The 24203-nt window shown below is 70.8% G+C and carries 25 protein-coding genes; 17 read left to right on the top strand and 8 right to left on the bottom strand.

Translation table 11 applies throughout. The features are described from left to right. The 5 genes from QWZ14_RS22245 to QWZ14_RS22225 form a co-directional block, all read left to right on the top strand. On the top strand, positions 1-910 hold a 910-nt coding region (locus tag QWZ14_RS22245; RefSeq protein ID WP_290319112.1), incomplete at its 5' end, for a bifunctional aminoglycoside phosphotransferase/ATP-binding protein. 52 nt (positions 911-962) lie between these two features. After that, the gene (locus tag QWZ14_RS22240; RefSeq protein ID WP_290319111.1) at positions 963-1841 is read left to right on the top strand and encodes a universal stress protein; all 879 of its coding nucleotides are present in this window, start codon (positions 963-965) and stop codon (positions 1839-1841) included. A gap of 106 nt (positions 1842-1947) precedes the next feature. Next, complete coding sequence (locus QWZ14_RS22235) at positions 1948-2934, top strand: TAXI family TRAP transporter solute-binding subunit (RefSeq protein ID WP_290319110.1); 987 nt, start codon at positions 1948-1950, stop codon at positions 2932-2934. Between the two features lie 96 nt (positions 2935-3030). Next, a complete protein-coding gene (locus tag QWZ14_RS22230) occupies positions 3031-4944 on the top strand; it encodes a TRAP transporter permease (RefSeq protein ID WP_290319109.1) in 1914 nt (637 codons plus the stop codon). 17 nt (positions 4945-4961) lie between these two features. After that, positions 4962-5990 (top strand): amino acid ABC transporter substrate-binding protein, encoded by a 1029-nt coding sequence (locus QWZ14_RS22225; protein WP_290319108.1) that lies wholly within the window; start codon positions 4962-4964, stop codon positions 5988-5990. A gap of 21 nt (positions 5991-6011) precedes the next feature. Here QWZ14_RS22225 and QWZ14_RS22220 read toward each other — a convergent pair whose 3' ends face one another. The 7 genes from QWZ14_RS22220 to aroQ form a co-directional block, all read right to left on the bottom strand. Continuing rightward, positions 6012-6710, bottom strand: coding sequence for a CBS domain-containing protein (locus QWZ14_RS22220; RefSeq protein ID WP_290319107.1), 699 nt, complete (start codon positions 6708-6710; stop codon positions 6012-6014). Between the two features lie 102 nt (positions 6711-6812). Further along, positions 6813-8060, bottom strand: coding sequence for a phosphoglycerate dehydrogenase (gene serA / locus QWZ14_RS22215; RefSeq protein ID WP_290319106.1), 1248 nt, complete (start codon positions 8058-8060; stop codon positions 6813-6815). A gap of 144 nt (positions 8061-8204) precedes the next feature. Beyond that, positions 8205-8996, bottom strand: a complete 792-nt coding sequence (locus tag QWZ14_RS22210; protein ID WP_290319105.1) for a hypothetical protein — start codon at positions 8994-8996, stop codon at positions 8205-8207. Next, complete coding sequence (gene aat / locus QWZ14_RS22205; RefSeq protein WP_290319104.1) at positions 8993-9664, bottom strand: leucyl/phenylalanyl-tRNA--protein transferase; 672 nt, start codon at positions 9662-9664, stop codon at positions 8993-8995. Before aat ends, QWZ14_RS22210 begins: the two co-directional genes overlap by 4 nt. Before the next feature lie 147 nt (positions 9665-9811). Beyond that, positions 9812-11164 (bottom strand): acetyl-CoA carboxylase biotin carboxylase subunit, encoded by a 1353-nt coding sequence (accC, locus tag QWZ14_RS22200; protein ID WP_290319119.1) that lies wholly within the window; start codon positions 11162-11164, stop codon positions 9812-9814. 91 nt (positions 11165-11255) lie between these two features. Further along, entirely contained in the window at positions 11256-11747 is a 492-nt protein-coding gene (accB, locus tag QWZ14_RS22195; protein ID WP_290319103.1) for an acetyl-CoA carboxylase biotin carboxyl carrier protein, read from the bottom strand. A 22-nt stretch (positions 11748-11769) separates the two neighbouring features. Continuing rightward, the gene (aroQ, locus tag QWZ14_RS22190) at positions 11770-12237 is read right to left on the bottom strand and encodes a type II 3-dehydroquinate dehydratase (protein WP_290319102.1); all 468 of its coding nucleotides are present in this window, start codon (positions 12235-12237) and stop codon (positions 11770-11772) included. 272 nt (positions 12238-12509) lie between these two features. Between aroQ and thiS the strand changes: the two genes are divergently transcribed. The 6 genes from thiS (at position 12510) to QWZ14_RS22165 (ending at position 16699) form a co-directional block, all read left to right on the top strand. Then, a complete protein-coding gene (gene thiS, locus QWZ14_RS32030; RefSeq protein ID WP_353959331.1) occupies positions 12510-12659 on the top strand; it encodes a sulfur carrier protein ThiS in 150 nt (49 codons plus the stop codon). A 2-nt stretch (positions 12660-12661) separates the two neighbouring features. Next, positions 12662-13480, top strand: a complete 819-nt coding sequence (locus QWZ14_RS22185; RefSeq protein ID WP_353959330.1) for a thiazole synthase — start codon at positions 12662-12664, stop codon at positions 13478-13480. 428 nt (positions 13481-13908) lie between these two features. After that, complete coding sequence (locus QWZ14_RS22180) at positions 13909-15039, top strand: type III PLP-dependent enzyme (protein WP_290319101.1); 1131 nt, start codon at positions 13909-13911, stop codon at positions 15037-15039. A gap of 70 nt (positions 15040-15109) precedes the next feature. Further along, the gene (locus QWZ14_RS22175; RefSeq protein WP_290319100.1) at positions 15110-15574 is read left to right on the top strand and encodes an Lrp/AsnC family transcriptional regulator; all 465 of its coding nucleotides are present in this window, start codon (positions 15110-15112) and stop codon (positions 15572-15574) included. 99 nt (positions 15575-15673) lie between these two features. Then, entirely contained in the window at positions 15674-16174 is a 501-nt protein-coding gene (locus QWZ14_RS22170; protein WP_290319099.1) for a hypothetical protein, read from the top strand. A gap of 63 nt (positions 16175-16237) precedes the next feature. Continuing rightward, entirely contained in the window at positions 16238-16699 is a 462-nt protein-coding gene (locus QWZ14_RS22165) for a nitroreductase family deazaflavin-dependent oxidoreductase (protein ID WP_290319098.1), read from the top strand. A gap of 22 nt (positions 16700-16721) precedes the next feature. Here the strand turns inward: QWZ14_RS22165 and QWZ14_RS22160 are convergent, their stop codons facing one another. After that, the gene (locus QWZ14_RS22160; protein ID WP_290319097.1) at positions 16722-18293 is read right to left on the bottom strand and encodes an ABC transporter substrate-binding protein; all 1572 of its coding nucleotides are present in this window, start codon (positions 18291-18293) and stop codon (positions 16722-16724) included. Between the two features lie 276 nt (positions 18294-18569). Here QWZ14_RS22160 and QWZ14_RS22155 point away from each other — a divergent pair, with 276 nt between their 5' ends. From QWZ14_RS22155 to QWZ14_RS22130, 6 genes are read left to right on the top strand one after another with little or no spacing between them, the layout of a single operon-like run. Beyond that, the gene (locus QWZ14_RS22155; protein WP_290319096.1) at positions 18570-20153 is read left to right on the top strand and encodes an ABC transporter substrate-binding protein; all 1584 of its coding nucleotides are present in this window, start codon (positions 18570-18572) and stop codon (positions 20151-20153) included. Next, complete coding sequence (locus QWZ14_RS22150; RefSeq protein WP_290319095.1) at positions 20150-21124, top strand: ABC transporter permease; 975 nt, start codon at positions 20150-20152, stop codon at positions 21122-21124. The genes QWZ14_RS22155 and QWZ14_RS22150 overlap by 4 nt, the downstream gene beginning before the upstream one ends. Further along, positions 21121-22035, top strand: a complete 915-nt coding sequence (locus QWZ14_RS22145; protein WP_290319094.1) for an ABC transporter permease — start codon at positions 21121-21123, stop codon at positions 22033-22035. Before QWZ14_RS22150 ends, QWZ14_RS22145 begins: the two co-directional genes overlap by 4 nt. After that, positions 22032-23012, top strand: a complete 981-nt coding sequence (locus QWZ14_RS22140) for an ABC transporter ATP-binding protein (protein WP_290319093.1) — start codon at positions 22032-22034, stop codon at positions 23010-23012. Before QWZ14_RS22145 ends, QWZ14_RS22140 begins: the two co-directional genes overlap by 4 nt. Next, a complete protein-coding gene (locus QWZ14_RS22135; RefSeq protein ID WP_290319092.1) occupies positions 23009-24046 on the top strand; it encodes an ABC transporter ATP-binding protein in 1038 nt (345 codons plus the stop codon). Before QWZ14_RS22140 ends, QWZ14_RS22135 begins: the two co-directional genes overlap by 4 nt. After that, positions 24043-24171 (top strand): hypothetical protein, encoded by a 129-nt coding sequence (locus QWZ14_RS22130; RefSeq protein WP_290319091.1) that lies wholly within the window; start codon positions 24043-24045, stop codon positions 24169-24171. The genes QWZ14_RS22135 and QWZ14_RS22130 overlap by 4 nt, the downstream gene beginning before the upstream one ends. Positions 24172-24203: the final 32 nt, after the last annotated feature.

Below are 24203 nucleotides of genomic sequence, written 5' to 3'. Positions count from 1 at the left end.
GCCGCGGCTGGCGGCGCGGGCACGGGACGGGCGGGTGCGGCGCTGCCACGGCGACCTGCACCTGGGCAACCTCTGCCTCTGGCAGGGCCAGGTGACGCCCTTCGACGCGCTGGAATTCGACGAGGCGCTGGGCACCATCGATACCGGCTACGACCTCGCCTTCCTGCTGATGGACCTCGACCACCGGCTGGGCCGGCCGGCGGCCAATCGGGTGCTGAACCGCTACGTCGCGCGCGGCGGCGATGCCGGGCTGGTCGGCTGCCTGCCGCTCTGGCTGTCGCTGCGGGCGATGATCCGGGCGCATGCGACCGCGGGCCGCGGCGCCAGCGGGCAGGGCTACCTGGCATTGGCGGAGGCGATGCTGCGGCCGGCGCCGCCGCGGCTGGTGGCGGTGGGCGGGCTGCAGGGAACCGGCAAGACCCGGCTGGCGCGAGCGCTGGCGCCGGCGCTGGGCGCGGCGCCCGGGGCGCTGGTGCTGCGCTCGGACGAGATCCGCAAGCGCCAGGCCGGGGTCGCGCCGGAGGTGGCGCTGCCGGCCGAGGCCTATGCCCCGGCCGCCAGCGCCGCGGTCTTCGCCGAGCTGGCCGCGACCGCCACGGCCACGCTGCGGGCCGGCCATGCGGTGGTGGCCGACGGGGTCTTCCTGCGGCCGGAGGAACGCGCCGCCATCGAGGCCGCGGGCGAACCCTTCACCGGCTTCTGGCTGGTGGCGCCGCTGCCGGTGCTGCAGGCCCGCATCGCGGCACGGCGGGAGGCGGGGCTGCGCGCGCCGGCGCAGCGCGACGCCTCGGATGCGGATGCGGCGGTGCTGGCCGCGGCCGCGGCGCGTGACCCGGGTCCGCTCGGCTGGGAGGTGCTGGACACGACCGAGGACCCCATCCCGGCGGCGCGCAAACGGCTTGGCTTGTAAAAATCCGATTCGTGCTAGACATGCGCCATCCGCGCCGCTTGGGAGACGTGCCATGGCCTACCGACGTCTGCTGCTGCCCCTCACCGGCACCGCCGCCGGGGAAGCGGCCCTTGCCACCGCGCTGATGGTGGCGCGCATCTGGAACGCCCATGTGCACTGCCTGCACGTCCGGGTCGATGCCCGCGACGTCGCGCCGCTCGCGGGCGAGGGTCTGTCGGGCGCCATGATCGAGGAGATGATGGCGGCGACCGAGCGCGAGAGCGGCGACCGCGCCGGCCGGGTGCGGGCGCTGTTCGACCGCTTCGCCGGCGACAGCGGCGGCGTGACCATCGCCAACAGCGCCGAGACCGCGCTGAAGACCGATGGTCCGACGCTCTCCTTCGAGAGCATCGCCGGGCGCGAGGAGGACGTCGTCGCCCAGCAGTCGCGGCTGTACGACATGGCGGTGGTGCCGCACCCGGAAGCGGATGAGGATGTCTCCTCCTCCGATGCGCTGCATGCCGTGCTGTTCGACAGCGGCCGCCCCGTGCTGATCGCCCCGCGCCAGGCGCCGGCCACCATCGGCACCCGGGTCTGCTGCGCCTGGAACGGCTCGGCCGAGAGCGCCGCCGCCATCGAGGCGGCGCTGCCCTGGCTGCATCGCGCCAACGCGGTGCGGCTGCTGCATGCCGACGAGTACCAGCGCCGCGGCCCCAAGGTGGAGGGCATCCGCGCCTACCTCCGCTGGCACGAGATCGAGGCCGAGCCGGCGCTGTTCAAGCCGCTCACCAAGGACGTCGGCGCCGGTCTGCTGGGCGCGGCGCGGGACTTCCAGGCGGACCTGCTCTGCATGGGCGCCTACAGCCATTCGCGGCTGCGCCAGCTCATCCTCGGGGGGGTGACGCGGCATGTGCTGGAGAACAGCGACATGCCGGTGCTGATGTGCCGCTAGGCTGAGCAGAGGCGGTCCGCCGGGCCGCGAAAGCCGCCGCGACACCGGTTGCGGCGGCCACGCCGGGCCTGCATCATCGCCCCAAGCTACGCTTGGGAGAGTTGCGATGAGCCTGACCTGGACCCGACGTTCCCTCGCGGGAGGCGCCCTGGCGCTGCCCTTCGTCCGCACCGCCGCGGCGCAGCAGACCATCGAATGGGTCGCCGGCTCGCTCGGCGGCGGCTGGTACACCATCGCCGCCGGCCTCTCGGCCCTGATCAAGGACGAGAACCCGGAGTTGCAGATCCGCGTCGTCCCCGGCGGCGGCCTGGCCAATGCCACCCGGGTCAACCGCAACCAGTCGCAGATGGGCTGGGGCATCGATACCTTCGCCGCCTCCGCCCGGCGCGGCGAGGAGCCCTATACCGAGAAGCACGAAAACCTCCGCAGTCTCGGCACCGGCTATTCCCCGACCGAGCACCACTTCCTCCGCCGCACCGATGGCGGGCCGGAGGACATGCGCGCCATCCTGACGCAGAAGGGCCTGCGGCTTGCCTGCCCGCAGCGGTCCTCGACCGACGAGATGACCTTGCAGCGCATCCTGAAATTCCTGGGCACCAGTCCGGAGAAGATCCGCGCCGAGGGCGGGCGCTACCTGACCGGCAGCTATGCCGATATCGGCGCCGCCTTCTCCGACGGCCAGGCGGATTACCTCTATGCCGCGCTGGCCCGCCCGGCGGCGATCTTCAGCGAGATCGCCCAGGGCCGCCGCACCGGCAAGCTGGTGGAATTCCCCGCCGATGTGCGGCGCCACCTCATCGACCAGTACTCCTACGCCGAGGGCTTCATCCCCGCCGGGACCTACCCGACCTTGCAGACGGCGGCGGTGCCGGTGACGATGATGGACAGCGTGCTGATGGTGCACGAGAGCCTGCCCGAGGATGCCGCCTACAAGGTCACGAAGACGCTGATCCGGAACAAAGGGCCGAGGCTGGTGCAGATCCACGCCAGCATGGGGGCCTGGGACCCGGCGGCTTCGGCCAAGTATGCCGGCGTCCCCCTGCACCCCGGTGCCGCAAAAGCCTTCCGCGAGGCCGGCGCCCTGCCCGCCTAGCCCAGACTCAGGCCGGTCCACGGGACGCCCGTCCCCTGGCAGGGGCTTGGGGACAGCGTCCCCAAACGTGTTTCTTCCTTTCGGAGCGCCCCCTCCATGCGCGACCTCGCCGGCCCCCTGAAGCTGCTGGTCACCCTCTGGCTCGCCGCCGCCTCCGCCATCCACCTCTATTTCGGCGGCTTCGGCTTTCCCGAGCCGATCACCATGCGCGGCTTCCACCTGCTGGTCTTCGTCCCGCCGCTGTTCCTGCTGTTCCCGGCCTTCCCCGGCCGCTCCCCGGCGCGCCGCCCGAGCGTGATCGACTGGCTCTGGGCCCTGGCCTCCGCCGCGCCGCATGCCTGGGTGATGTGGAACTGGGACAAGGTCTCGGACCGCATGGAATACGTCGATCCCTTCGGCTGGGAGATGATGGTCCTGGCGGCGCTTGCGATCCTCACCCTGCTGGAGGCGACGCGCCGCGCGGTCGAGGTCGGGCTTGCCTGGATGATCATCATCTCCGTCGCCTACATGGGCTTCGGCCACTATATCCCCGGGCTGCTGAACAGCCGGCCCTTCTCGGTGGCCGAAATTCTCGAGGCCTCCTGGCTGGTGCCGACCGCGGGCGGCGTCTATGGCCCGCTGACCGGCATCGTGGCGACGACCATCGCGGTCTTCATCGTCTTCGGCGCCTTCATGCAGGGCAGCGGCACCGGGCGGCTGTTCACCAACCTCGGCGCCGCGGCGGCCGGGCGCTTCACCGGCGGCCCGGCCAAGGTCGCGGTCATCACCTCCGGCCTGTTCGGGACGATGAGCGGCAGCAGCGTCTCCAACGTCATCACCACCGGCGCCATGACCATCCCGCTGATGATCCGCATCGGCTACCGCCCCGTCGTCGCCGCGGGCATCGAGAGCGCGGCCAGCGTCGGCGGCGCGCTGATGCCCCCCGTCATGGGCGCCGCCGCCTTCGTCCTCGCCGAGATCACCGGCATCCCCTATGGCGAGATCATCGTCGCCGCCGCCATCGGCGCGGTGCTGTACTACTTCGCCATTCTCGCCGCGGTGCATTTCGAGGCAAAGCAGGCCGGCATGGCGCCGATGCCGCTGCGCGACATCCCGGCCTGGCGGGAGGTGGCGCAGGACGCCCACCTGGTCATTCCCATCGTCGTGCTGGTCTGGCTGATGATGGATCGCTGGAGCGGCAATTACGCCGCCTTCTGCGCCACCATTGCCATGGTCGGCATTGCCGCGCTCCGCCGCCGCAGCCGCATGGGCTGGCGGCAGGTGCTGGAGAGCCTGGCCAATGCCGGCCTCACCATGGCGCCGCTGGCGGTCTCCATCGCCGGCGCCGGAATCGTCGTCTCGGCGCTGACCGCGACCGGGCTGGTGGTCGCTCTCGGCGGCATCATAAAGGACCTCGCGGCGGGGAATTTCGCCCTGCTGCTGGTGCTGCTGGCGGTCACCGTGCTGGTGCTCGGCATGGGGATCCCGACGACGCCGAGCTACATCATCGCCGCCGCCATCGGCGTGCCGCAGATCCTCGACCTCGGCAGCAAGGCGCTGGGCTATTCGGCGCAGGAGCTGCTGCTGCCGGCGCATCTCTTCATCTTCTACTTCGCGGTTCTGGCGGATGCCTCGCCGCCCGTGGCGGCGGCAGCCTTCGCGGCGGCGGCCATCGCCAAATCCTCGCCGCTGATGGCCAGCATGCATGCGACCCGGCTCGGCATCGCCGGTTTCACCGTGGGCTTCGCCTTCCTCTACGACCCCGGGATCATGCTGCGGGGATCGCTGGTGGATATCCTGGTGGCGACCGCCATCCAGGTCGGGGCGCTGACCGCCCTCTGCGCCGCCTATGCCGGCTACCTCAGGGCGTCGATGGGCGGGCCGGCGCGGCTGTTGCTGGCCTGCGGCGGCCTCTTCGCCGCTTTCTACCACGGCGTGCCGGACATGGTCCGGCTGGCGGTGGCGGTCGGGGTGCCGGCCGCGATCGCCCTGACGCAGGGCATGCGCGCGCCCCGGCCGCTGCGGCCATGACCCCGGAGACATCACCCATGCTGATTCGCATCCTGTTCGCCTTGGCCCTGCTGGCACCCGGGGTGGCGGTGGCACAAGGCAGCGTGGCCACCGGGCCGACGCTGACCGCGATCCGCGCCCGCGGCGCCGTCTCCTTCGGCATCTCGACCGGCGACCCGGCCTGGAGCCAGCCCGACAGCCGCGGCGTCTGGCAGGGCATGGATGCCGATGTCTGCCGCGCCGTCGCCGCGGCGGTGCTCGGCAGCGCCGAGAAGCTGGTCTGGCAGCACCTGACCGGGCAGAACCGCTTCCCGGCGCTGGGCTCGGGGCAGGTGGACCTGCTGACCCGCACGACCACCTGGACCTACATGCGCGACGCCCAGCTCGGCCTGAATTTCACCGCGCCGAATTTCTACGACGGCCAGGGCTTCCTGGTCCGCGCCGACAGCGGCATCACCGCGGCGAAGCAGCTCGACGGCGCCACCATCTGCTTCGTCTCCGCCAGCACGCATGAGCTGAACCTGGCCGACTGGTCCCGCACCCAGGGCATCCGCTTCACCCCGGTGATCTTCGCCGACAAGGACGAGGCCCGCCGCGCCTTCGAGAGCAACCGCTGCGACAGCTATACCGACGATGCCAGCCAGCTCGCCGCGGTGCGGGCCGCGACGCCCAACCCGGCCTCCATCCTGCTGCTGCCGGACCGCATCAGCAAGGAGCCCTACGCCCCCTCCGTCCGGCAGGGCGACGACCAGTGGTTCGACATCGTCCGCTACGTGATCTACGCCCTGGTGGAGGCGGAGGAGCTGGGCATCACCCGCGCCAATGCCGAGCAGATGCTGGCCACCAGCCCCAGCCCGGCGGTGCAGCGCCTGCTGGGCAGGACCGGCGACCTCGGCCCGGCCATCGGCCTCGACCGCGCCTGGCTGCTGAACGCGATCAAGGCGGTGGGCAATTACGGCGAGATCTACGACCGGCACCTCGGCAAGGACAGCCCGGTGCAACTGCCGCGCGGGCTGAACGACCTCTGGACCCGCGGCGGCCTGATGATCGCGCCGCCGATCCGCTAGGGCAGGATCGCCACCCCTCGGTTACAGGGCGGCGCGGAGGATGAGCGGCATCGGCTTCAGCCGGTCCTCCACCCGCGTCACCCCGGGGATGTCCTGGGCCAGCAGCCGAAGCCCGTCCCGCAGCACCTCGGACCGGGCATAGCCATAGAGGGTCACCACCCCGCCCTCGACATCCGGATAGACCCAGAAGGTATCGGTCCAGGGCTGCTCGCGCATGGCGGCGACCACCGCCCGCAGCAGGCTGGCGTCGTCCTGCCGGGGCGCGTCGGCCGGGCGCTGCACGTCGCGCAGCACCGCCCGCAGCAGGTCCGCGCGGCTGACGATGCCGGCCAGCTTGCCGTCGCGCAGCACCGGGACCCGGCGGATGTGGTGCTGTTCCATCAGCCGGGCGATGGTCTCGGCGTCGGCATCCTCGGGCACCGTCACCAGCTTGGCCGTCATCACGTCCCGGGCGGTGGCGCCATGCGCCTTGGCGAAGCGCGCCACCAGCGGCTCCGGGTTGCGGAACATGTCGAGGAACCAGCCGAGCGGGCCGCGCGGCGCCTCGGCGAGGCGGCGGATTAGATCGCCTTCGGTGACGAGGCCGACCGGGCTGCCCTCGGCGTCGATCACCGGCACCGCCGAGATGCCGCGGGAGGCGAGCAATTCGGTGACAGCGGAAACCGGGGTCTCCGGCGCGACGACGACGAGGTCGCGGGACATCAGGTCACGGGCGAGCATGGCGATCCTCCATACCCCGGCCAGACCGCCGGGTTTGCACGGAACATGAAGCAAGGATTACCCGATGGATATGATCTTGATCAAAGCGCCGTGGCGGGGAGGCTACTCGCGCTCGTAGATAAGCCGGGCGCGGATGGTGCCCGGCAGCGCCCGAAGCTCGCCGAGGATCGCCTCGGCCGCGTCCCGCGCCTCGACGCTCTCGACCACGACGTAACCGAGGTCGGCCTGGGTCTGGTAGTACTGCGCCGTGATGTTGAGGCTGCGGCGGCCGAAGGACTCGTTGATGCGCGACAGCACCCCGGGCGCGTCGCGGTGGACATGGATCCAGCGGGCGCCGCTGGCCCGGGCCGGCAGCTGGACCTGGGGGAAGTTCACCGCTCCCATGGTGGCGCCGGTATCTGAGAAGTCGATCAGCTTGCGGGCGACCTCCTGGCCGATGCGGGACTGCGCCTCGGCGGTGCTGCCGCCGATATGCGGCGTCAGGATCACGTTCGGCAGGCCCTGCAGCGGGGTGGCGAAGGGCTCGCCGTTGCGGGCCGGCTCCTCCGGGAAGACATCCGCCGCGGCGCCCAGCAGGCGGCCGGAGCGCAGCGCCGCCGCCACCGCCTCGAGGTCCACCAGCGTGCCGCGGGCGTTGTTGATGAGGATGGCGCCGGGCTTCATCTGGGCGATCTCGGCGGCACCGATCATGCCCACCGTCTCCGGCGTCTCCGGCACGTGCAGGGTGACGATGTCGGCCTCGCGCAGCAGCTCGCCGAGCGTCGTGCAGGGCCGGGCATTGCCATGCGGCAGCTTGGTGGTGTGGTCGTAGTAGATCACCCGCATGCCGAAGGCCTCGGCGAGGACGCTGAGCTGGCTGCCGATGTTGCCGTAGCCGACCAGGCCGAGGGTCCGGCCGCGCACCTCGTAGCTGCCCTCGGCCGACTTGTCCCAGCCGCCCTTATGCGCCGAGCGCGAGCGGTCGGGGATGCCGCGCAGCAGCATCACCACCTCGCCCATGACCAGCTCCGCCACGCTGCGGGTATTGCTGAAGGGGGCGTTGAAGACCGGGATGCCGCGCAGCCGGGTGGTCTCGAGGTCCACCTGGTTGGTGCCGATGCAGAAGCAGCCGATGGTGATCAGCCGGTCTGCCGCCGCCAGCGCCGCCGCGGTGACCTGGGTCCGGGAGCGGATGCCGAGGATATGGACGCCCTGCAGCGCCTCGGCCAGGGCCGGGCCATCGAGCGCCTTGGGCAGGCGGGTGACGTTGGCGTAGCCGGCGGCGCCCATCAGCTCCACCGCGCTGTCGGAGATGCCCTCCAGCAGCAGGACGCGGATGCGGTCCTTGGGGAGGGAGAGGCGGTCGGACATGGGGGGCTCCGGAAACGGCGGGCGGGTTACTTGCGCCCTTACGCGCCGGCCGCCAAGCCCGGCCGGCGCCGGATCACCCGGGGCGGGCGCGGATCATGCGGCCGGGCAGGGGGGGCGACCGTGCCGCGTGCCCTCCCGGCGCGGTCATGGCCTGTGAAGGGGCAGGTCCCGGGTCCGGTAGCGGCCCACCGCCTGGCCGGCCGGGACCTTCTGGAAGACCAGGAAGTAGCTGTGGTTCTTGCGGGCATGGACCTGCCGCAGCAGCCGGGCCACGCCGGGGCGGTTCGCGCGGACCAGCAAGAAGAGGTCCCGGGCATAAAAGCCGAGCTCGGCCAAGCCGGTGATGATCTGCACATGGGTCAGTTCCTGCCGGTTGGCGCTGACCTCGTCCTGGCATTTGACGATGAGGATGCCGTGGTCCCGCAGGGTGCGGCGCGCCTCGGCGGCGGCGGCGAGGTAGAGGTCCAGCACCGCCTGGTGCCAGCGGCCGCCGGCGAGGCCCTGGGCCGTGGCCGGATGCCCGCCGCCGGCGGCATAGTAGTTGCGCAGCCCGGCATGGCTGCCGAGGCCGCCGCGGGTCGCCGCCTTCGGCCGCAGCAGGCCCTCCATGTAGGGCGGGTCGAGCACCAGCGCGTCGAGGCTGGCATCGGCATGGGGCAGGGCGCGGCAATCGGTGCCGGTGGCGAGGTCGCTCGGCAACAGGGTGTAGCGGCCGGGCGGGACGCGCTGCCAGAAGATGCCCTGGCCATAGGTGACGTCGGCGATCACCGCGCCGGGCGGCACGTGCAGCGCCAGGATGCGGGGGAAGAGCTCGGCATTGCCGCCGGAATGGGCCGAGAGCACGACATCGGCGGTGGCGACGCCGCCCTGGACCCGCTTCGCCCGGGCCGGCGGCGGGACCGCCGCGGCGGCCTTCTCCTCCGGTGCTTCGCTCATGCCTCGCCGCTGGCGCGGAGGGCGCGGATCTCGGCCTCCAGCATGGCGGGGTAGGGGCGGCTGATCCAGTCGGCCGGGGTCATGACCGCGGCGGCGAGCCGGCGCTTGTAGTCGGCCCGGGGGATCTCGTGGGCGCCGAACTGGGCCAGGTGCTCGGTCAGGAACTGGCTGTCGAGCAGGGTGAAGCCGCCGAGCCGGAGCCGCGCCACCAGCTGCACCAGCGCGACCTTCGAGGCGTCGCGGGCCCGGCTGAACATGCTCTCGCCGAAGAAGGCGGCGCCCAGCACCACGCCGTAGAGGCCGCCGACCAGCCGGTCGCCCTCCCAGACCTCGACCGAATGGGCATGGCCCATGCGGTGCAGCGACAGGAACAGCGATTCGATCTCCGGATTGATCCAGGTGTCCTCCCGGCCCGGGGCGGGGGAGGCGCAGCCGGCGATGACGCCGGGGAAGTCCACGTCGGCGGTGGCGACATAGGGACCGGAGAGGGTGGTCCGCAGCAGCCGCTTCGAGAGGTGGAAGCCGGCATCGATGGGAATGATGCCGCGCCGTTCCGGGTCCAGCCAGTACAGCTTGTCGCCGCCGCGGCTCTCGGCCATGGGAAAGAGACCGGCGCGATAGGCGCGCAGCATCAGCTCGGGCGTAATGTCGATGTGGCGGCGGCTCATGCCCCGGCCACCGGCGGGCGGGCGGGGCCGGTACCAGGAAGCATGGGATCACCAGGCCGTCGCCCCTCGAGACGCGGTCCGGCGATGGCGCGGATCGGCATCCGGCGACCATAGCCGCCGGCGGGCCGGATCGCTACCGGAAAGCCTTCAGGCCTGCGGGAGGCGCTTGGCGACGAAGCGTTCCAGCCAGTGGATGGTATAGTCGCCGGACTGGAACTCCGGGTCTTCGACGATCGCCCGGTGCAGCGGCAGCGTGGTGTGGATGCCGTCCACCACCATCTCGGCCAGCGAGCGCCTCAGCCGGGCGATGGCCTCCGCCCGGGTCGCGCCATGCACCACCAGCTTGGCGATCAGGCTGTCGTAGTGGGGCGGCACCGCATAGCCCGAATAGAGCGCGCTATCGACCCGGACGCCGAGGCCGCCCGGCGCGTGGTAGGTATGCACCCGGCCGGGGGAGGGGGCGAAGGTTTCCGGGTCCTCGGCGGTGATCCGGCATTCGATGGCATGGCCGTGGAAGCGGATCTCCGACTGGTCGTAGCCCAGCGCCTCGCCGGCGGCGACGCGGAGCTGCTCCTTCACCAGGTCGATGCCGCAGACCATCTCGGTCACGGGATGCTCGACCTGCAGGCGAGTGTTCATCTCGATGAAAGCGAAGGTGCCGTCCTGCCACAGGAATTCCAGCGTCCCGGCATTGCGGTAGCCCAGCTCGCGCAGGGCCCGCGTCACCTGCGCGCCGAGGGCATCGCGCTCGGCGGCATTCAGCACCGGCGAGCCCGCTTCCTCGACCAGCTTCTGGTGGCGGCGCTGCAGCGAGCAGTCGCGCTCGCCGAAATGCACGACGTTGCCGTGGGTATCGGCCAGCACCTGCAATTCGATGTGGCGGGGACGGTCGAGGTATTTCTCGAGGTAGACCTCGTCGTTGCCGAAGGCGGCGCGGGCCTCGGTGCGGGCGACCCGCCAGGCCTCCTCGATCTCGTCCTCGTCGTGCGCCACCTTCATGCCGCGACCGCCGCCGCCGGCGGCGGCCTTGATCAGCACGGGATAGCCGATTTCGGCCGCGACCTGCCGCGCCTCCTCGACCGAGGCGAGCGCGCCCAGGCTGCCGGGGACCAGCGGCACGCCGAGCCGGCGCATCGCGTCCTTGGCGGTGATCTTGTCGCCCATCATGCGGATATGCGCCGCGGTCGGGCCGATGAAGGCGAGGCCGTGGGCCTCCACCATCTCGGCGAAATTGGCATTCTCCGACAGGAAGCCGTAGCCGGGGTGCACCGCATCGGCGCCGGTGATGGCGGCCGCCGAGATGATCGCCGCCATGTTCAGGTAGCTGTCGCGGGCGGCCGGCGGGCCGATGCAGACGCTCTCGTCGGCGAGGCGCACGTGCATGGCGGAGGCATCGGCGGTGGAATGCACCGCGACGGTGCGGATGCCCATCTCCTGGCAGGCGCGGTGGATGCGCAGCGCGATCTCGCCCCGGTTGGCGATGAGGACCTTGCCGAACATCATGGCGTTCTCGCCCGATGGGCAAGGGGCCGATTCACGCCTCCGGGCCCTGCGGCCCTGCGGCGGCCGGACGGCCGGGCAACCCGCCCCCTCATTCGACGATCATCAGCGGCTCGCCGTATTCCACGGGCGTGCCGGGTTCGATCAGGATGCGGGTCACGGTGCCGGCGCGCGGCGCCTTGATCTGGTTGAAGGTCTTCATCGCCTCGATCAGCAGCAGGGTCTGGCCCTGCGCCACCTTGGCGCCCAGCGTCACGAAGGGCGGCTGCCCCGGCTCGGGCGCCAGATAGGCGACGCCGACCATGGGGGAGGTGACCAGGCCCGGATGCTTGGCATCGGGCACCGCCTCCACCACCGGGACGACCACCGGCGAGGCGTCCGCCTGCACCATGGCGCCATGCGGCATGCCCGGCGCCATGCCGACCGGCCAGCTCATCGGCTGCGGCGCCGCGGCCGGCGGCTTGCGGGCGACCCGGATGCGGCTGTCCTTCTCGACCAGCTCGATCTCGGTCAGGTCGGTGTCCCGCAGGATCTGCGCCAGGGCGCGGATGGCCTCGGGGTCGAATTGGATGCCGTTGCTCATGCGTATGTCCCAGGCGTGCCGATCACGCCGCGTCGTCCGGGTCGTCCATGGGGGCGATCAGCCCGGCCATGGCTTCCAGCGCCAGGGCATAGCCCTGCACGCCCAGCCCGGCGATGACCCCGGTGGCGGCCTTCGAGACGAAGCTATGGTGCCGGAATTCCTCCCGGCGGTGAATATTGGTGATGTGCACCTCGATCACCGGCAGCCCGACCGCCAGCAGCGCGTCGAGCAGGCCGATGGAGGTGGTGGTATAGCCCGCCGGGTTGATGATGATGCCACTCGCCCGGCCGCGGCATTCCTGCACCCAGGTGATCAGCTCGCCCTCGCCGTTGGTCTGGCGGAAGTCGATGGCGAGGCCCAGCGTCTCGGCCGCCTCGGCGCAGAGCGCCTCGACGTCGTCCAGGGTCGCGTTGCCGTACTTCTCCGGCTCGCGCATGCCGAGCAGGTTGAGGTTCGGGCCGTTGAGCACGACGACGAGGGGTGGCGACATGGGGCGGAATCCGGTGGAGCCAGGGTAGGGCGATGGGGCGGTTGCGCTACCACGGAGGGGTTTCGGGCCGCAAGCGGAGCCCAAGCTGACCCCCGGCCCCGCCTCCGGCGCATGGCGGCCCTGCCGTGCCGCGGGGCGCCCGGATGCGCCGGCGACGGCTTGCCGCCTTGTCCTCGCACGGGGCCTTCGCCACATTCCCCCCGATGGAGGCGTCGATTTCAATTTCTGTCACCGTGAACGGCGAGCCGCGGGAGATCCCGGAGGGCGCGACCGTGGCTGTCTTGCTGGCGCAGATCGGCCTCGACATCCGCAAGGTGGCGGTCGAGCGCAACCTCGAGATCGTGCCGCGTTCCACCTATGCCGCCGTGCGGCTCGCGGCCGGCGACCAGCTGGAAATCGTGCATTTCATCGGCGGAGGCTGACCATGGACGGAACCCCAAACGCCGTGACCACCCTGGACGAGCGCTGGCCCGAGGACGCCTGGGAGGTGGCTGGCCTCCGCTTCCGCTCCCGCCTCATCGTCGGCACCGGGCGCTACAAGGACCTGGAGGAGACCGGCCGCGCCATCGATGCCTCGGGGGCGGAGATCGTCACCGTCGCGGTGCGGCGGGTGAACCTCGGCGACCCTAAGGCGCCGATGCTGCAGGATTACGTCGACCCCAAGCGCTATACCTACCTGCCCAATACCGCCGGCTGCTTCACCGCCCAGGACGCCGTGCGCACCCTGCGTCTGGCCCGCGAGGCCGGCGGCTGGAACTTGGTGAAGCTGGAGGTCCTCGGGCCGCCGCCCTTCCTCTATCCCGACATGCGGGCGACTTTCGAGGCGCTGGAGGTGCTGCTGAAGGACGGGTTCCAGGTGATGGTCTATTGCTCGGACGATCCCATCGCGGCGAAGCGGCTGGAGGAGATGGGGGCGGTCGCGGTCATGCCGCTGGGCGCGCCGATCGGCTCGGGCCTCGGCATCCAGAACCCGGTGATGATCCGGTCGATCATCGAGAATGCCAAGGTGCCGGTGCTGGTCGATGCCGGGGTCGGCACCGCCTCGGATGCCGCCATCGCCATGGAGCTGGGCTGCGACGCGGTGCTGATGAACAGCGCCATCGCCCATGCCCGGGATCCTGTCCGCATGGCGCGCGCCATGCAGGCGGCGGTGCAGGCCGGGCGGCTGTCCTTCCTCGCCGGGCGGATGCCGCGGCAGTACGCGGCCGATCCCTCCAGCCCGCTCTCCGGGCTGATCCGCTGAGCCGGCGGGCCGGGCCGGAGTCGCCGCCGCTTTATTGACGGCCATTCACCATCACGGCGCGCGGATCACCCGGAACACCTGCGGGCCTTCGGAGGAGTTTCCGGCCTTCCCGGCGGTAGGCTGGAAAAAAATCCGCGGGATCGGCGAATTCCGCTTTGCGTCGGCAGAAGCCGGTCCTATATCCCACATCAGACGCAGTACGCACGTGCCTCTGGCCCCAAGCCCACGGAACCCGGCGCCCCTCCACAACGGCGCAGCCCACCCGGTCACCGCGGCGCAAGGTTTACGCAACGACGTCAAGCGTTCTGGCAACCCCGTGGGCCGCAAGTCCTGCGGTTCACTTGGTCGCTGGTTCGTTCGACCGTTTCGTTAATCTGGGGCTGCACCCGATGTGTGGGGCGGTCCTTCTGTCTGTGAAGGATGGTGCGATGACCCCCAAGGTCTCCCGCTTCCTGCGCGAAGTCGCGCCGGCAACCCCGTGCCTGGTGCTCGACGTCGATCGGGTCGAAGAAAACTACCGGCGCCTGATGGCGGCGCTGCCGCTCGCGCGCATCTACTACGCGGTGAAGGCCAACCCGGCCGAGCCCGTGCTGTCGCGCCTCGTCGGCCTCGGCTCCTCCTTCGATGCCGCCTCCTTCGAGGAGGTCTCCGCCTGCCTCGAGGCCGGCGCGCGGCCGGAAGCGATCAGCTACGGCAACACGGTGAAGAAGGAGAGCGCGATCCGCGCCGCCTATGCCGCCGGCGTCCGCATGTTCGCCTTCGACAGCGAGGCGGAACTGCGCAAGCTGGCACGCTCCGCCCCCGGCTCCCGCGTCTATTGCCGCATCCTGGTCGGCAACCTCGGCGCCGAATGGCCGCTGTCGAAGAAGTTCGGCTGCGAGCTGGAGATGGCGCGCGAGCTGATGGTGCTGGCCGGCGAGCTCGGCCTCGACCCCTTCGGCCTCAGCTTCCACGTCGGCAGCCAGCAGACCCAGACCGCCGCCTATGAGGCGGCGATCGCCAAGGTCGCCATGCTCTTCACCGACCTGCGCGACGCCGGGGTGAAGGTGCGGATGGTCAACCTCGGCGGCGGCTATCCCGTGCGCTACCGCTCGGAAGTGCCGGAGATCGACGACTTCGGCGCCGCCATCATGGGCGCCATGACCGAGCATTTCGGCAATGCCCTGCCGGAGCTGGTCATCGAGCCCGGCCGCTTCATCGTCGGCGATGCCGGGGTGGTCAGCGCCGAGGTCGTGCTCGTCTCCCGCAAGGCGAAGGATGATCCGGTGCGCTGGGTCTACCTCGACATCGGCCGCTTCGGCGGCCTGGCCGAGACCGAGGGCGAGGCGATCAAATACGCCTTCCGTACGCCGCACGACGGCGCGGTGGACGGTCCGGTGACGATCGCAGGTCCCTCCTGCGACAGCACCGACACGCTGTACGAGAGCTCCAACTACCGGCTGCCGCTGGCGCTCGACTGCGGCGACCGGGTGGAGCTGCTGGCGACCGGCGCCTACGTGACCACTTATGCGAGCCAGGGCTTCAACGGCTTCCGGCCGTTGGCCGAACATTACGTCTGAAGGGTTCGGGCCGCCTCGCGGTCCGATTCTTTCCGTTCCCAAGGCGGCGCGGGGCGCATAGTCTGGCGCCATGGACGAGATAGACCGGAACATCACCGTTGCCCTGCAATTGGACGGCAGCGCAGGGCTGGCGGAGCTGGCCAAGGTGGCGGGGCTTTCGGTCTCCGCCACCGCCGAGCGGGTGAAGCGCCTGGAGGAACGCGGAGTCATCCGTGCCTGGCGCGCCGACCTCGATCCGGTCGCCGCGGGCTGCCCCCTCCTGGTGCATATCCTGGTGACCGTCGCCCCGGGCCGCGACGAAACCGCCTTCCGCATGGCGATGCGCCGGCAGGAGACGGTGCTGGAATGCCATGCGATCACCGGCGACTGGACCTACCTGCTGAAGGTGCGGCTGGCCGACCTGCCGGCGCTCGATGCCTTCCTGAACGACGAGCTGCGGGCCCAGTCCGGGGTGCAGCGGGTGGAGACCCTGCTGGCCATCGCCACGGTCAAGGAGACCTCCATCCTGCCGGTGGCGCCGGCCACCGAGGAATAGGCCGCCCGCGGCCGGCGCGGCCCCGCGAAACATGGCTCTGGTTATTGCAAGTGATTCTCATTAGCGTCTGTCCCGGCAGTGCCCGGGAGAGCAGCAGGCATGACGCAGTGTCACCATCGCGACGAGGCCGAGGCCGGCGGCCGTGCCACCCTGACGCTGGAGGCCGAGCCGCTCTTCGTGGTGGGGGTGCTGCGGGCCTGGGTCGCGGCGCTGCAGCCGGATCCCGGGGCGCCCGAGTGGCGGCAGATCGTCGCCCTGGCCGGCTTGCCGGCGGCGGCGGCCACGGCCTTCGGCTCCTTCATGACGCTCGTCCGGCAATCGCTGCGGCGGTCGCTCGACGTCCGCTGCTGCCCCTGTCCCCGGCTGGGCCGGGACGAGGAGGCGCTGCTGCGCCTGCTCGGGGCGATGCAGTGCGGCGACCGGCTGGCAGCGCTCGACGAGCTGGACGCCTGGCTGCAGCCCGGCAACCTGACGCCGGCGCTGCGCTCGGCCGAGGCCCTGGCGGCGATGCTGGCGCGGCATGACGTCCGCCTGGCGCGGCCGGGCATGCCGCAGCCTGCCCCGGCGGCCGACGCGGCGGCCGGGCGGGTGCTGCAATAGGGCGGGGACGCCCGCCGGGCGCGTCGTGCTAGGCTGACGCCTGGCTCCCAGGGAGACGTCGTCATGTCCGAGGCCAAGCTCGCCCCCAATCTTCCCGACTGGATGCAGGAGCACGCCAGGCGCTACCTCGCCAGCGGCGGCACCGATGGCCACATGTACCGGATCAGCCAGCCGGACCGGCCGGAGCTGGTGGTGCCCTCGTTGCTGCTGACCACCACCGGGCGCAAGTCCGGCGAGCGGTTCATCTTCCCGCTGTTCTACGGCAAGACCGGCGACGGCTACATCGTGGTGGCCTCCAAGGGCGGGGCCCCGGAGCATCCGGGCTGGTACCGCAACATCCTGGCCGATCCCGAGGTCGAGGTGCAGGCCGGCACGGTGAAGGCCCGGGCGCGGGCGCGCACCGCGACCGGCACGGAGCGCGCCCGGCTCTGGGAGCAGGCGCTGGAGTTCTGGCCGCCCTATGCGGAGTACCAGGCGAAGACCGAGCGGGAGATCCCGGTCGTCGTGCTCGACCGGATCGTCTGACCGGGTCGCCCGGTACGGGCCGTCAGGGCGCCGCGCGCACCCCCGTGGCGACGGTGCGCTCGTCCATCCGCGCCTCGTACCGCAGGCCGCGGCGCAGCGCCCAGCTGTTCACCAGCTGGAACATCGGGATGATGGCCTGGTCGTCCATCGCCGTCTTCACCGCGTCGCGCAGCAGCCGCTCGCGGGTCGGGTCGTCGATGGTCGCGGCCGCGCGCTCGGTCAGCGCGTCCAGCGCCGGGTTGGTATAGCGCCCGGCATTGCTGGCCCCCGTCCGCTTCTCGCGGTCGAAGGTGCCGAGGATATTGACCAGAGCGTAGCTCGCCTCGCCGGTCACGCTGGCCCAGCCGGACAGGCGGATGGCGTATTCCTGCCGGTTGGACCGCTGGGCGAAGCTCGCCCAGGGCACCGCCTCGACCTCGGTGCGGATGCCGACGCGGCTCCACATCTGCGCCACGGCCTGGGCCGCCTTGCTGTCGTTCGGGTAGCGGTCGTTCGGGCTGTGCAGGGTCAGGCGGAAGCCCTGGGGGAAGCCGGCCTCGGCCAGCAGCTTCTTGGCGGCCTCGGGGTCGAAGGCGGGCGGGCGGATCTCCGGGTTGTAGCCGAAGGTGCCGTCCGGCAGCCACTGGCCGGTGGGCTGGGCGGTGCCCTCCATCACCCGCTCGGCCAGGGCGGCGCGGTTGATGGCCAGGGACAGCGCGCGCCGCACCCGGAGGTCGTCGAAGGGGTTGGTCGCCAGCGGCTTGCCGTCGTTGTCGGCGACGAAGGGCACCTGGCCGCGGCGCGAGTGGTCCATCACCAGGTAGATCATCCGCAGCCCCTGGATCTCCGAAACCGTCACCTTCGGGTCCCGCTTCAGCCGGGCGAGGTCGGTGGAGGGCACCTGGTCGATGATGTCCACGTCGCCGGCCAGCAGCGCCGCGGTGCGGGCGCCGTCATTGCCGATGAAGCGGTAGTTCACCCGCGCCCAGGGCTCCGGCCCGCGGAAATAGCCGTCGTTGCGGGCCAGCTCGGTGCGGTCGCCGGAGCGGTAGGCGACCATGCGGTAGGGGCCGGTGCCGATGGCCGCACGGCCGCTGTTGAAATCCTCGGTGCCGGCGCCCTCGGCGGCATGCCGGGCGATGATCGCGACGGAGGCGAGCTCGGTCGGCAGCAGCGGGTGCGGCCGGGCGGTATGGAAGCGGAGGGTCAGCGGATCGACCACCTCCACCCGCTCGATCGCCCGGACGAAGCCGCCGAAGCCGCCGGGGCTGTTCGGCACGTTCGGGGTGCGCTGGATGGTGAAGGCGACGTCGTCGGCGGTGAAGTCCCGGCCGTCGTGCCACTTCACCCCGGCCCGCAGCTTGAACTCCCAGACCGTGTCCGAGACCACGCGCCAGCTCTCGGCCAAGCCGGGGAAGGGCTGGGCCCGGGCGTCGCGTTCCACCAGGCGGTCGAAGACGTGCATCGACAGGCTGTTGTTGGGCGAGGCGTTGTAGAAATGCGGGTCGACCGAGGTGACCGCACCACCGATGCCGATGTTGAGGGTGGACGCTGGCTGGGCGAGGGCGGGCAGGGCCGCCAGCGTGAGGGCGGCGGCAAGGATTGGTCGATGCATCAGCACTTTCTCCCGGATTGCGGCGGACACTAGCGGCGACGATGCCTCCCCGCCAAGGCTTGGCATCCGGCTTGCGTGCGCGGGTGGCAGGGCGGACGGGGATGGGCCGATGACACGACCGATCGCCTTCGAGTCCCGCATGCATGCCGAGGATCTGGGCGACCCGCGCAGCAAAGTGGCGCGAAAAGGGTCAATTCCGTACCAAACCCAGCGGAACCTAGCGAGAGGGTTACCAGAATGCTAGTTTCGCCGCTGCTGGGGCTTCCGGGGAACATAATGGGACATCATCGTCACGCGGCCGGTCTGGCCGCTGCCTTGGCAATTGCGGTCGCCGGCCCTGCCGCGGCGCAAAGCCTCACCGTGGGCGTGGGTGCGCCGGTCACCTCGATCGACCCGCACTACCACCAGCTGTCGCCCAATACTGCCGTGGCCCACATGATCTTCAGCGGGCTGACGACGACGGACGGCCATGCCCGGATCGTCCCGGACCTCGCCGAGAGCTGGCACGCGGTGGACGAGACCACCTGGGAATTCAAGCTGCGCCGCGGCGTGCGCTTCCACAACGGCTCGGAATTCACCGCGGATGATGTCGCCTTCACCTTCGACCGGGTGCCGAAGGTGCCGAATTCGCCCTCCTCCTATGCCATCTATACCCGGCCGATCACCCGGGTGGAGATCGTCGACAGCCATACGCTGCGCCTCCACACCGCAGTGCCTTATCCGCTCATGCCGACCGACCTGGCCAGCGTGATGATCCTCGACCGCGAGACCCATGCGGCGGCGACGACCGAGGGCTTCAATGCCGGGCCCATGGCCATCGGCACCGGCCCCTTCCGCATGGTCAGCCACCGCAACGGCGACCGGATCGAGTTCGAGCGCAACGAGGGCTATTTCGGCACCGCCCCCGCCTGGGCGCGAGTGACCTACCGGATGATCACCAACGACCCGGCCCGCACCGCGGCGCTGCTCGCCGGCGACGTCGACGTCATCGATCAGGTGCCGACCAGCGACTTGGCCAAGCTGCGGGCCGACCAGCGGCTGACCCTGTCGGAGACGACCGGGCTGCGGCTGATCTTCCTCGGCCTCGACCACCTCAGCGCCGAAGCCTCGCCCTTCGTCACCGACAACGAGGGCAAGCCGGTCCCGCGCAACCCGCTGCGCGATCCGCGCGTGCGCCGGGCGCTCTCGCTCATGATCGACCGCGGCGCCATCACCGAGCGCGTGATGGAAGGCGCCGCCATCCCGGCCGGCCAGTTCCTGCCGGAGGGCAGCTTCGGCTACGCGCCCGGCCTGGCCGCGCCCCGCCAGGACGCCGAGGCCGCGAAGAAGCTGCTGGCCGAGGCCGGCTTCCCCCAGGGCTTCCGCATGACCCTGCACGGGCCGAACGACCGCTACCCGAACGATGCCCGCATCATCCAGGCGATCGGTCAGATGTGGACCCGGGCCGGGATCCGCACCGCCATCGAGGCGCAGCCCTGGACCACCTTCGTCGGCCGCGCCGCGAAGCAGGATTTCTCCGCCTTCCTGATCGGCTGGGGCACCTCCTCCGGCGAGGCGTCCAATCCCTTGCGGAACCTCACCGCGACCTACGACCGGGAGAAGGGCTACGGCGCCTCCAACCGCGGCCGCTACTCCAACCCGGAGGCCGACCGCATCCTGGACGCGGCCATGCGCGAACTGGACGACCCGAAGCGGGAGGCGCTGCTGCAGCAGGCGACCCGCATCGTCTTCGAGGACACCGGGATCATTCCCGTCCACATCCAGAAGAATGCCTGGGCCATGCGCCGCGGCTTCGCGCACGACGCCCGGGCCGACGAGCTGACGCGGGCGCAGGACATCCGTCCGGCGGCGGCCCGATGACCGTCTTCCTGCTCCGCCGGCTGCTGCAGGCCGCGGCGGTCGTGCTGGTGATGTCGCTGCTGGTCTTCCTCGGCGTCTTCGCCATCGGCGACCCGATCGAGATCCTGATCAGCCCCGAGGCCGACCAGTTCGAGCGCGAGCGCGCCATCAAGGCGCTCGGCCTCGACCTGCCGCTGTGGCAGCAGTACCTCGTCTTCCTCGGCAATGCGCTGCAGGGCGACCTCGGCCGCTCCTTCGTCTTCAACGAGCCGGCGCTGAAGCTGATCCTCGAGCGCATGCCGGCGACGCTGGAGCTGGCCATCGGCGCCACCGTGCTGGCGCTGCTGATCGGCCTGCCGCTCGGCCTCTATGCAGGGCTGAAGCCGAATGGCGCGCTGTCCAAGGGGATCATGGCGACCAGCATCCTCGGCTTCTCGCTGCCGACCTTCTGGGTCGGGCTGATGCTCATCATGGTCTTCGCGGTGCAGTTGGGCTGGCTGCCCAGCACCGGGCGGGGGGAGACGGTGACCCTGCTCGGCACCCGCTGGTCCTTCCTGACCCTCGACGGCCTGGCCCACATGGCCATGCCGACGCTGAACTTGGCGCTGTTCAAGATCAGCCTCGTCATCCGCCTGACCCGCGCCGGCGTGCGCGAGACGATGCTGATGGACTACGTGAAATTCGCCCGCGCCAAGGGCCTCTCCCCGGCGCGCGTCACCTTCGTCCACGTCTTCAAGAACATCCTGATCCCGGTCGTCACCGTGGTCGGCCTCGAGTTCGGCGGGACCATCGCCTTCTCCGTGGTGACGGAGAGCGTCTTCGCCTGGCCGGGGATGGGCAAGCTCATCATCGACAGCATCAACGTGCTGGACCGGCCGGTGATGGTCGCCTACCTCATGATGATTGTCCTGCTCTTCATCACCATCAACCTTGTGGTCGATATCACCTATTCGCTGCTCGATCCGCGGGTCCGGCTGGAGGGCAAGTCATGAGCACCACCACCATCGCCGCGGCACCCCCGGTGCCGCGGGTGGAGACGCCGCTGCAGCGCTTCGTCTCCGAATTCTGCGCCTCCCGCCTCGCGCTCCTCGGGCTGCTGATCTTCACCTTCATCGTCGTCATCGCGGTGCTGGCGCCCTGGATCGCGCCGCAGAACCCCTATGACCTCGCCCAGCTCGACATCATGGACGGGCGGATGGAGCCGGGCACGGTCGGCGGCGCCGGCTTCACCTACTGGCTCGGCACCGACGACCAGGGCCGGGACATGCTCTCGGGCATCCTCTACGGGCTCCGCATCTCGCTGACGGTGGGCGCCGGCTCGGCCATCATCGCCTGCCTGGTCGGCGCCTCGCTCGGCATGATCGCCGCCTATGCCGGCGGCCGGACCGACAGCCTGCTGATGCGGCTGGTCGACCTCCAGCTGTCCTTCCCCGCCATCCTGGCGGCGCTGATGATCCTCGCCTTCCTCGGCAAGGGCATCTTCAACGTGGTCCTCGCCCTGGTCATCGTCGAATGGGCCTATTACGCCCGCACCGTGCGCGGCTCGGCCCTGGTCGAGCGGCGGCGGGAATACATCGAGGCGGCGCAGTGCCTGGCGCTGCCGACCTCGCGCATCATCTTCCGCCACCTGCTGCCGAACTGCCTGCCGCCGCTCATCGTGGTGGGCACCATGCAGGTGGCCCGCGCCATCGCGCTGGAGGCGACGCTCAGCTTCCTCGGCCTCGGCGTGCCGATCACCGAGCCCTCGCTCGGCCTGCTCATCGCCAACGGCTACGAGTACATGCTGAGCGGCAAGTACTGGATCAGCTTTTACCCGGGGATCGCATTGCTGGTGACCATCGTCTCGATCAACCTCGTCGGCGATCAATTACGGGACGTGCTGAACCCGAGGCTGAAGAAATGAGCGCGCCGACTCTCGAGGTCCGCAACCTCAGGACCCATTTCTTCACCCGCGCCGGCGTGGTGAAGGCGGTGGACGACGTCTCCTTTTCGGTGAAGGCCGGGCAGGTCATGGGCCTGGTCGGCGAAAGCGGCTCGGGCAAGACCGTGACCGGCTTCTCCATCATCGGCCTGGTCGATCCGCCGGGCCGGATCACCGGCGGGCAGATCCTGTTCAAGGGGAGGGACCTGGCGACGTTACCGGAAGCCGAGATGCGGAGCCTCCGCGGCAACCGCATCGCGATGATCTTCCAGGATCCGATGATGACGCTGAACCCGGTGTTGCGCATCGACACGCAGATGATCGAGACGGTGCAGGCCCATGCCAAGGTCAGCCGGGAGGAGGCCCGTCAGCGCTCGCGCGATGCCCTCGGGCAGGTGGGGATCCCCAGCCCGGACGAGCGGCTGCAGAGCTACCCGCACCAATTCTCCGGCGGCATGCGCCAGCGCGTCGCCATCGCCATCGCCCTGCTGCACAAGCCGGACGTCATCGTGGCGGACGAGCCCACCACCGCGCTGGATGTGACCATCCAGGGCCAGATCCTGGCCGAGGCGCAGAAGCTCTGCACCCAGTTCGGCACCGCGCTGGTCTGGATCACCCACGATCTGTCCGTCGTCGCCGGCCTCGCCGACGACATCGCGGTCATGTACGCCGGCAAGGTGGTCGAAAGCGGCCCGGTGGCCGAGGTGATGGATGCGCCGCTGCATCCCTATACCCTCGGGCTGATCGGCTCGGTCCCCAGCCGCAACCGCCGGGGCGAGCCGCTGCGGCAGATCCCCGGCATGACCCCCAGCCTGCTCAACCTGCCGGCCGGCTGCGCCTTCCGCTCCCGCTGTCCGCGGGCCGAACCGCGCTGCGCCGAGCCGCCGCCGATGGCGGAATACCGGCCCGGCCGCCACGCCCGCTGCATCCACCCGCATGACGAGGCCGTGGCCGCATGAGTGAAGTCCTTGCACCGGCCGCCCCTGCCGCGGCCCTCGCCGACCCCATCATCGAGCTGCGCGGCGTCTCCAAGCGCTTCTCGAAGACGCTGGATTTCGCCGCCCGCTTCGCCAAGCGCCTCGGCGCCAACGTGCGGGAGGAGATCGTGCATGCCGTGGACGGCGTCGACCTCACCGTCCGCAAGGGGGAGGTGGTCGGCCTCGTCGGCGAGAGCGGCTGCGGCAAGTCGACGCTCGGCCGCATGGTCGCCGGCATCATGCCGCCGAGCGACGGCAGCATCCTCTGGCGCGGCCGCGACCTGAAGACGCTGAACGCGGCCGAGGCGAAGAACGCCAAGCTCCGCACCCAGATGATCTTCCAGGACCCTTACGCCTCGCTCAACCCGCGGCTGAAGGTGGCCGAGATCGTCGGCGAGGCGCCGCAGTACCACGGCATGATCCCGCGCGGTGACTACGAGGGCTACGTGGATGAGCAGCTCCGCCGCGCCGGCCTCGATCCCAGCCTGAAGAAGCGCTACCCGCACCAGTTCAGCGGCGGCCAGCGCCAGCGCATCGGCATCGCCCGGGCGCTGGCGGTGCAGCCCGAATTCCTGGTCTGCGACGAGGCGGTTGCGGCGCTCGACGTCTCCATCCAGGCGCAGATCCTGAACCTGTTCATGAAGCTGCGGCGGGAGCTCGATCTCACCTACCTCTTCATCAGCCACGACCTCGGCGTGGTCGAGCATCTCAGCGACCGCGTCGTCATCATGTACCTCGGCCGGGTGGTCGAGGAGGCGCCCTCCGAGGAGGTCTTCCGCAAGCCCAACCACCCCTATACCCAGGCGCTGCTGGCCGAGGTGCCGCGCATCGATGCCCGCAAGCGCGCCTTCGCCGGGGTGAAGGGGGAGATTCCCTCGCCGCTCAATCCGCCGAGCGGCTGCCACTTCCACCCGCGCTGCCCCTTCGCCTTCGATCGCTGCAAGGTGGAACGTCCCGCGCTGCGGCAGATCGCGGCCGGGCATCGCAGTGCCTGCCACCTGAACGACGCCGCATGACCCGCACCGCCGCGATCCTGGCGCTGCTGCTGCTGGCCGCCTGCGCCGGCGGTGGCACGGCCAGCGGGCCCTATGTCGGCGGCTCGGTCGGCGCCACCATCCGGGACGACGGCCGGCTGCGCTGAGGCGACCGACCGGCCCGGGCTTTCATCGCCAG

Origin of the sequence: Paeniroseomonas aquatica (genome assembly GCF_030409335.1) — a bacterium.
Classification (GTDB): Bacteria; Pseudomonadota; Alphaproteobacteria; order Acetobacterales; family Acetobacteraceae; genus Belnapia; species Belnapia aquatica.
This window is presented reverse-complemented; position numbering and strand designations above follow the sequence as displayed.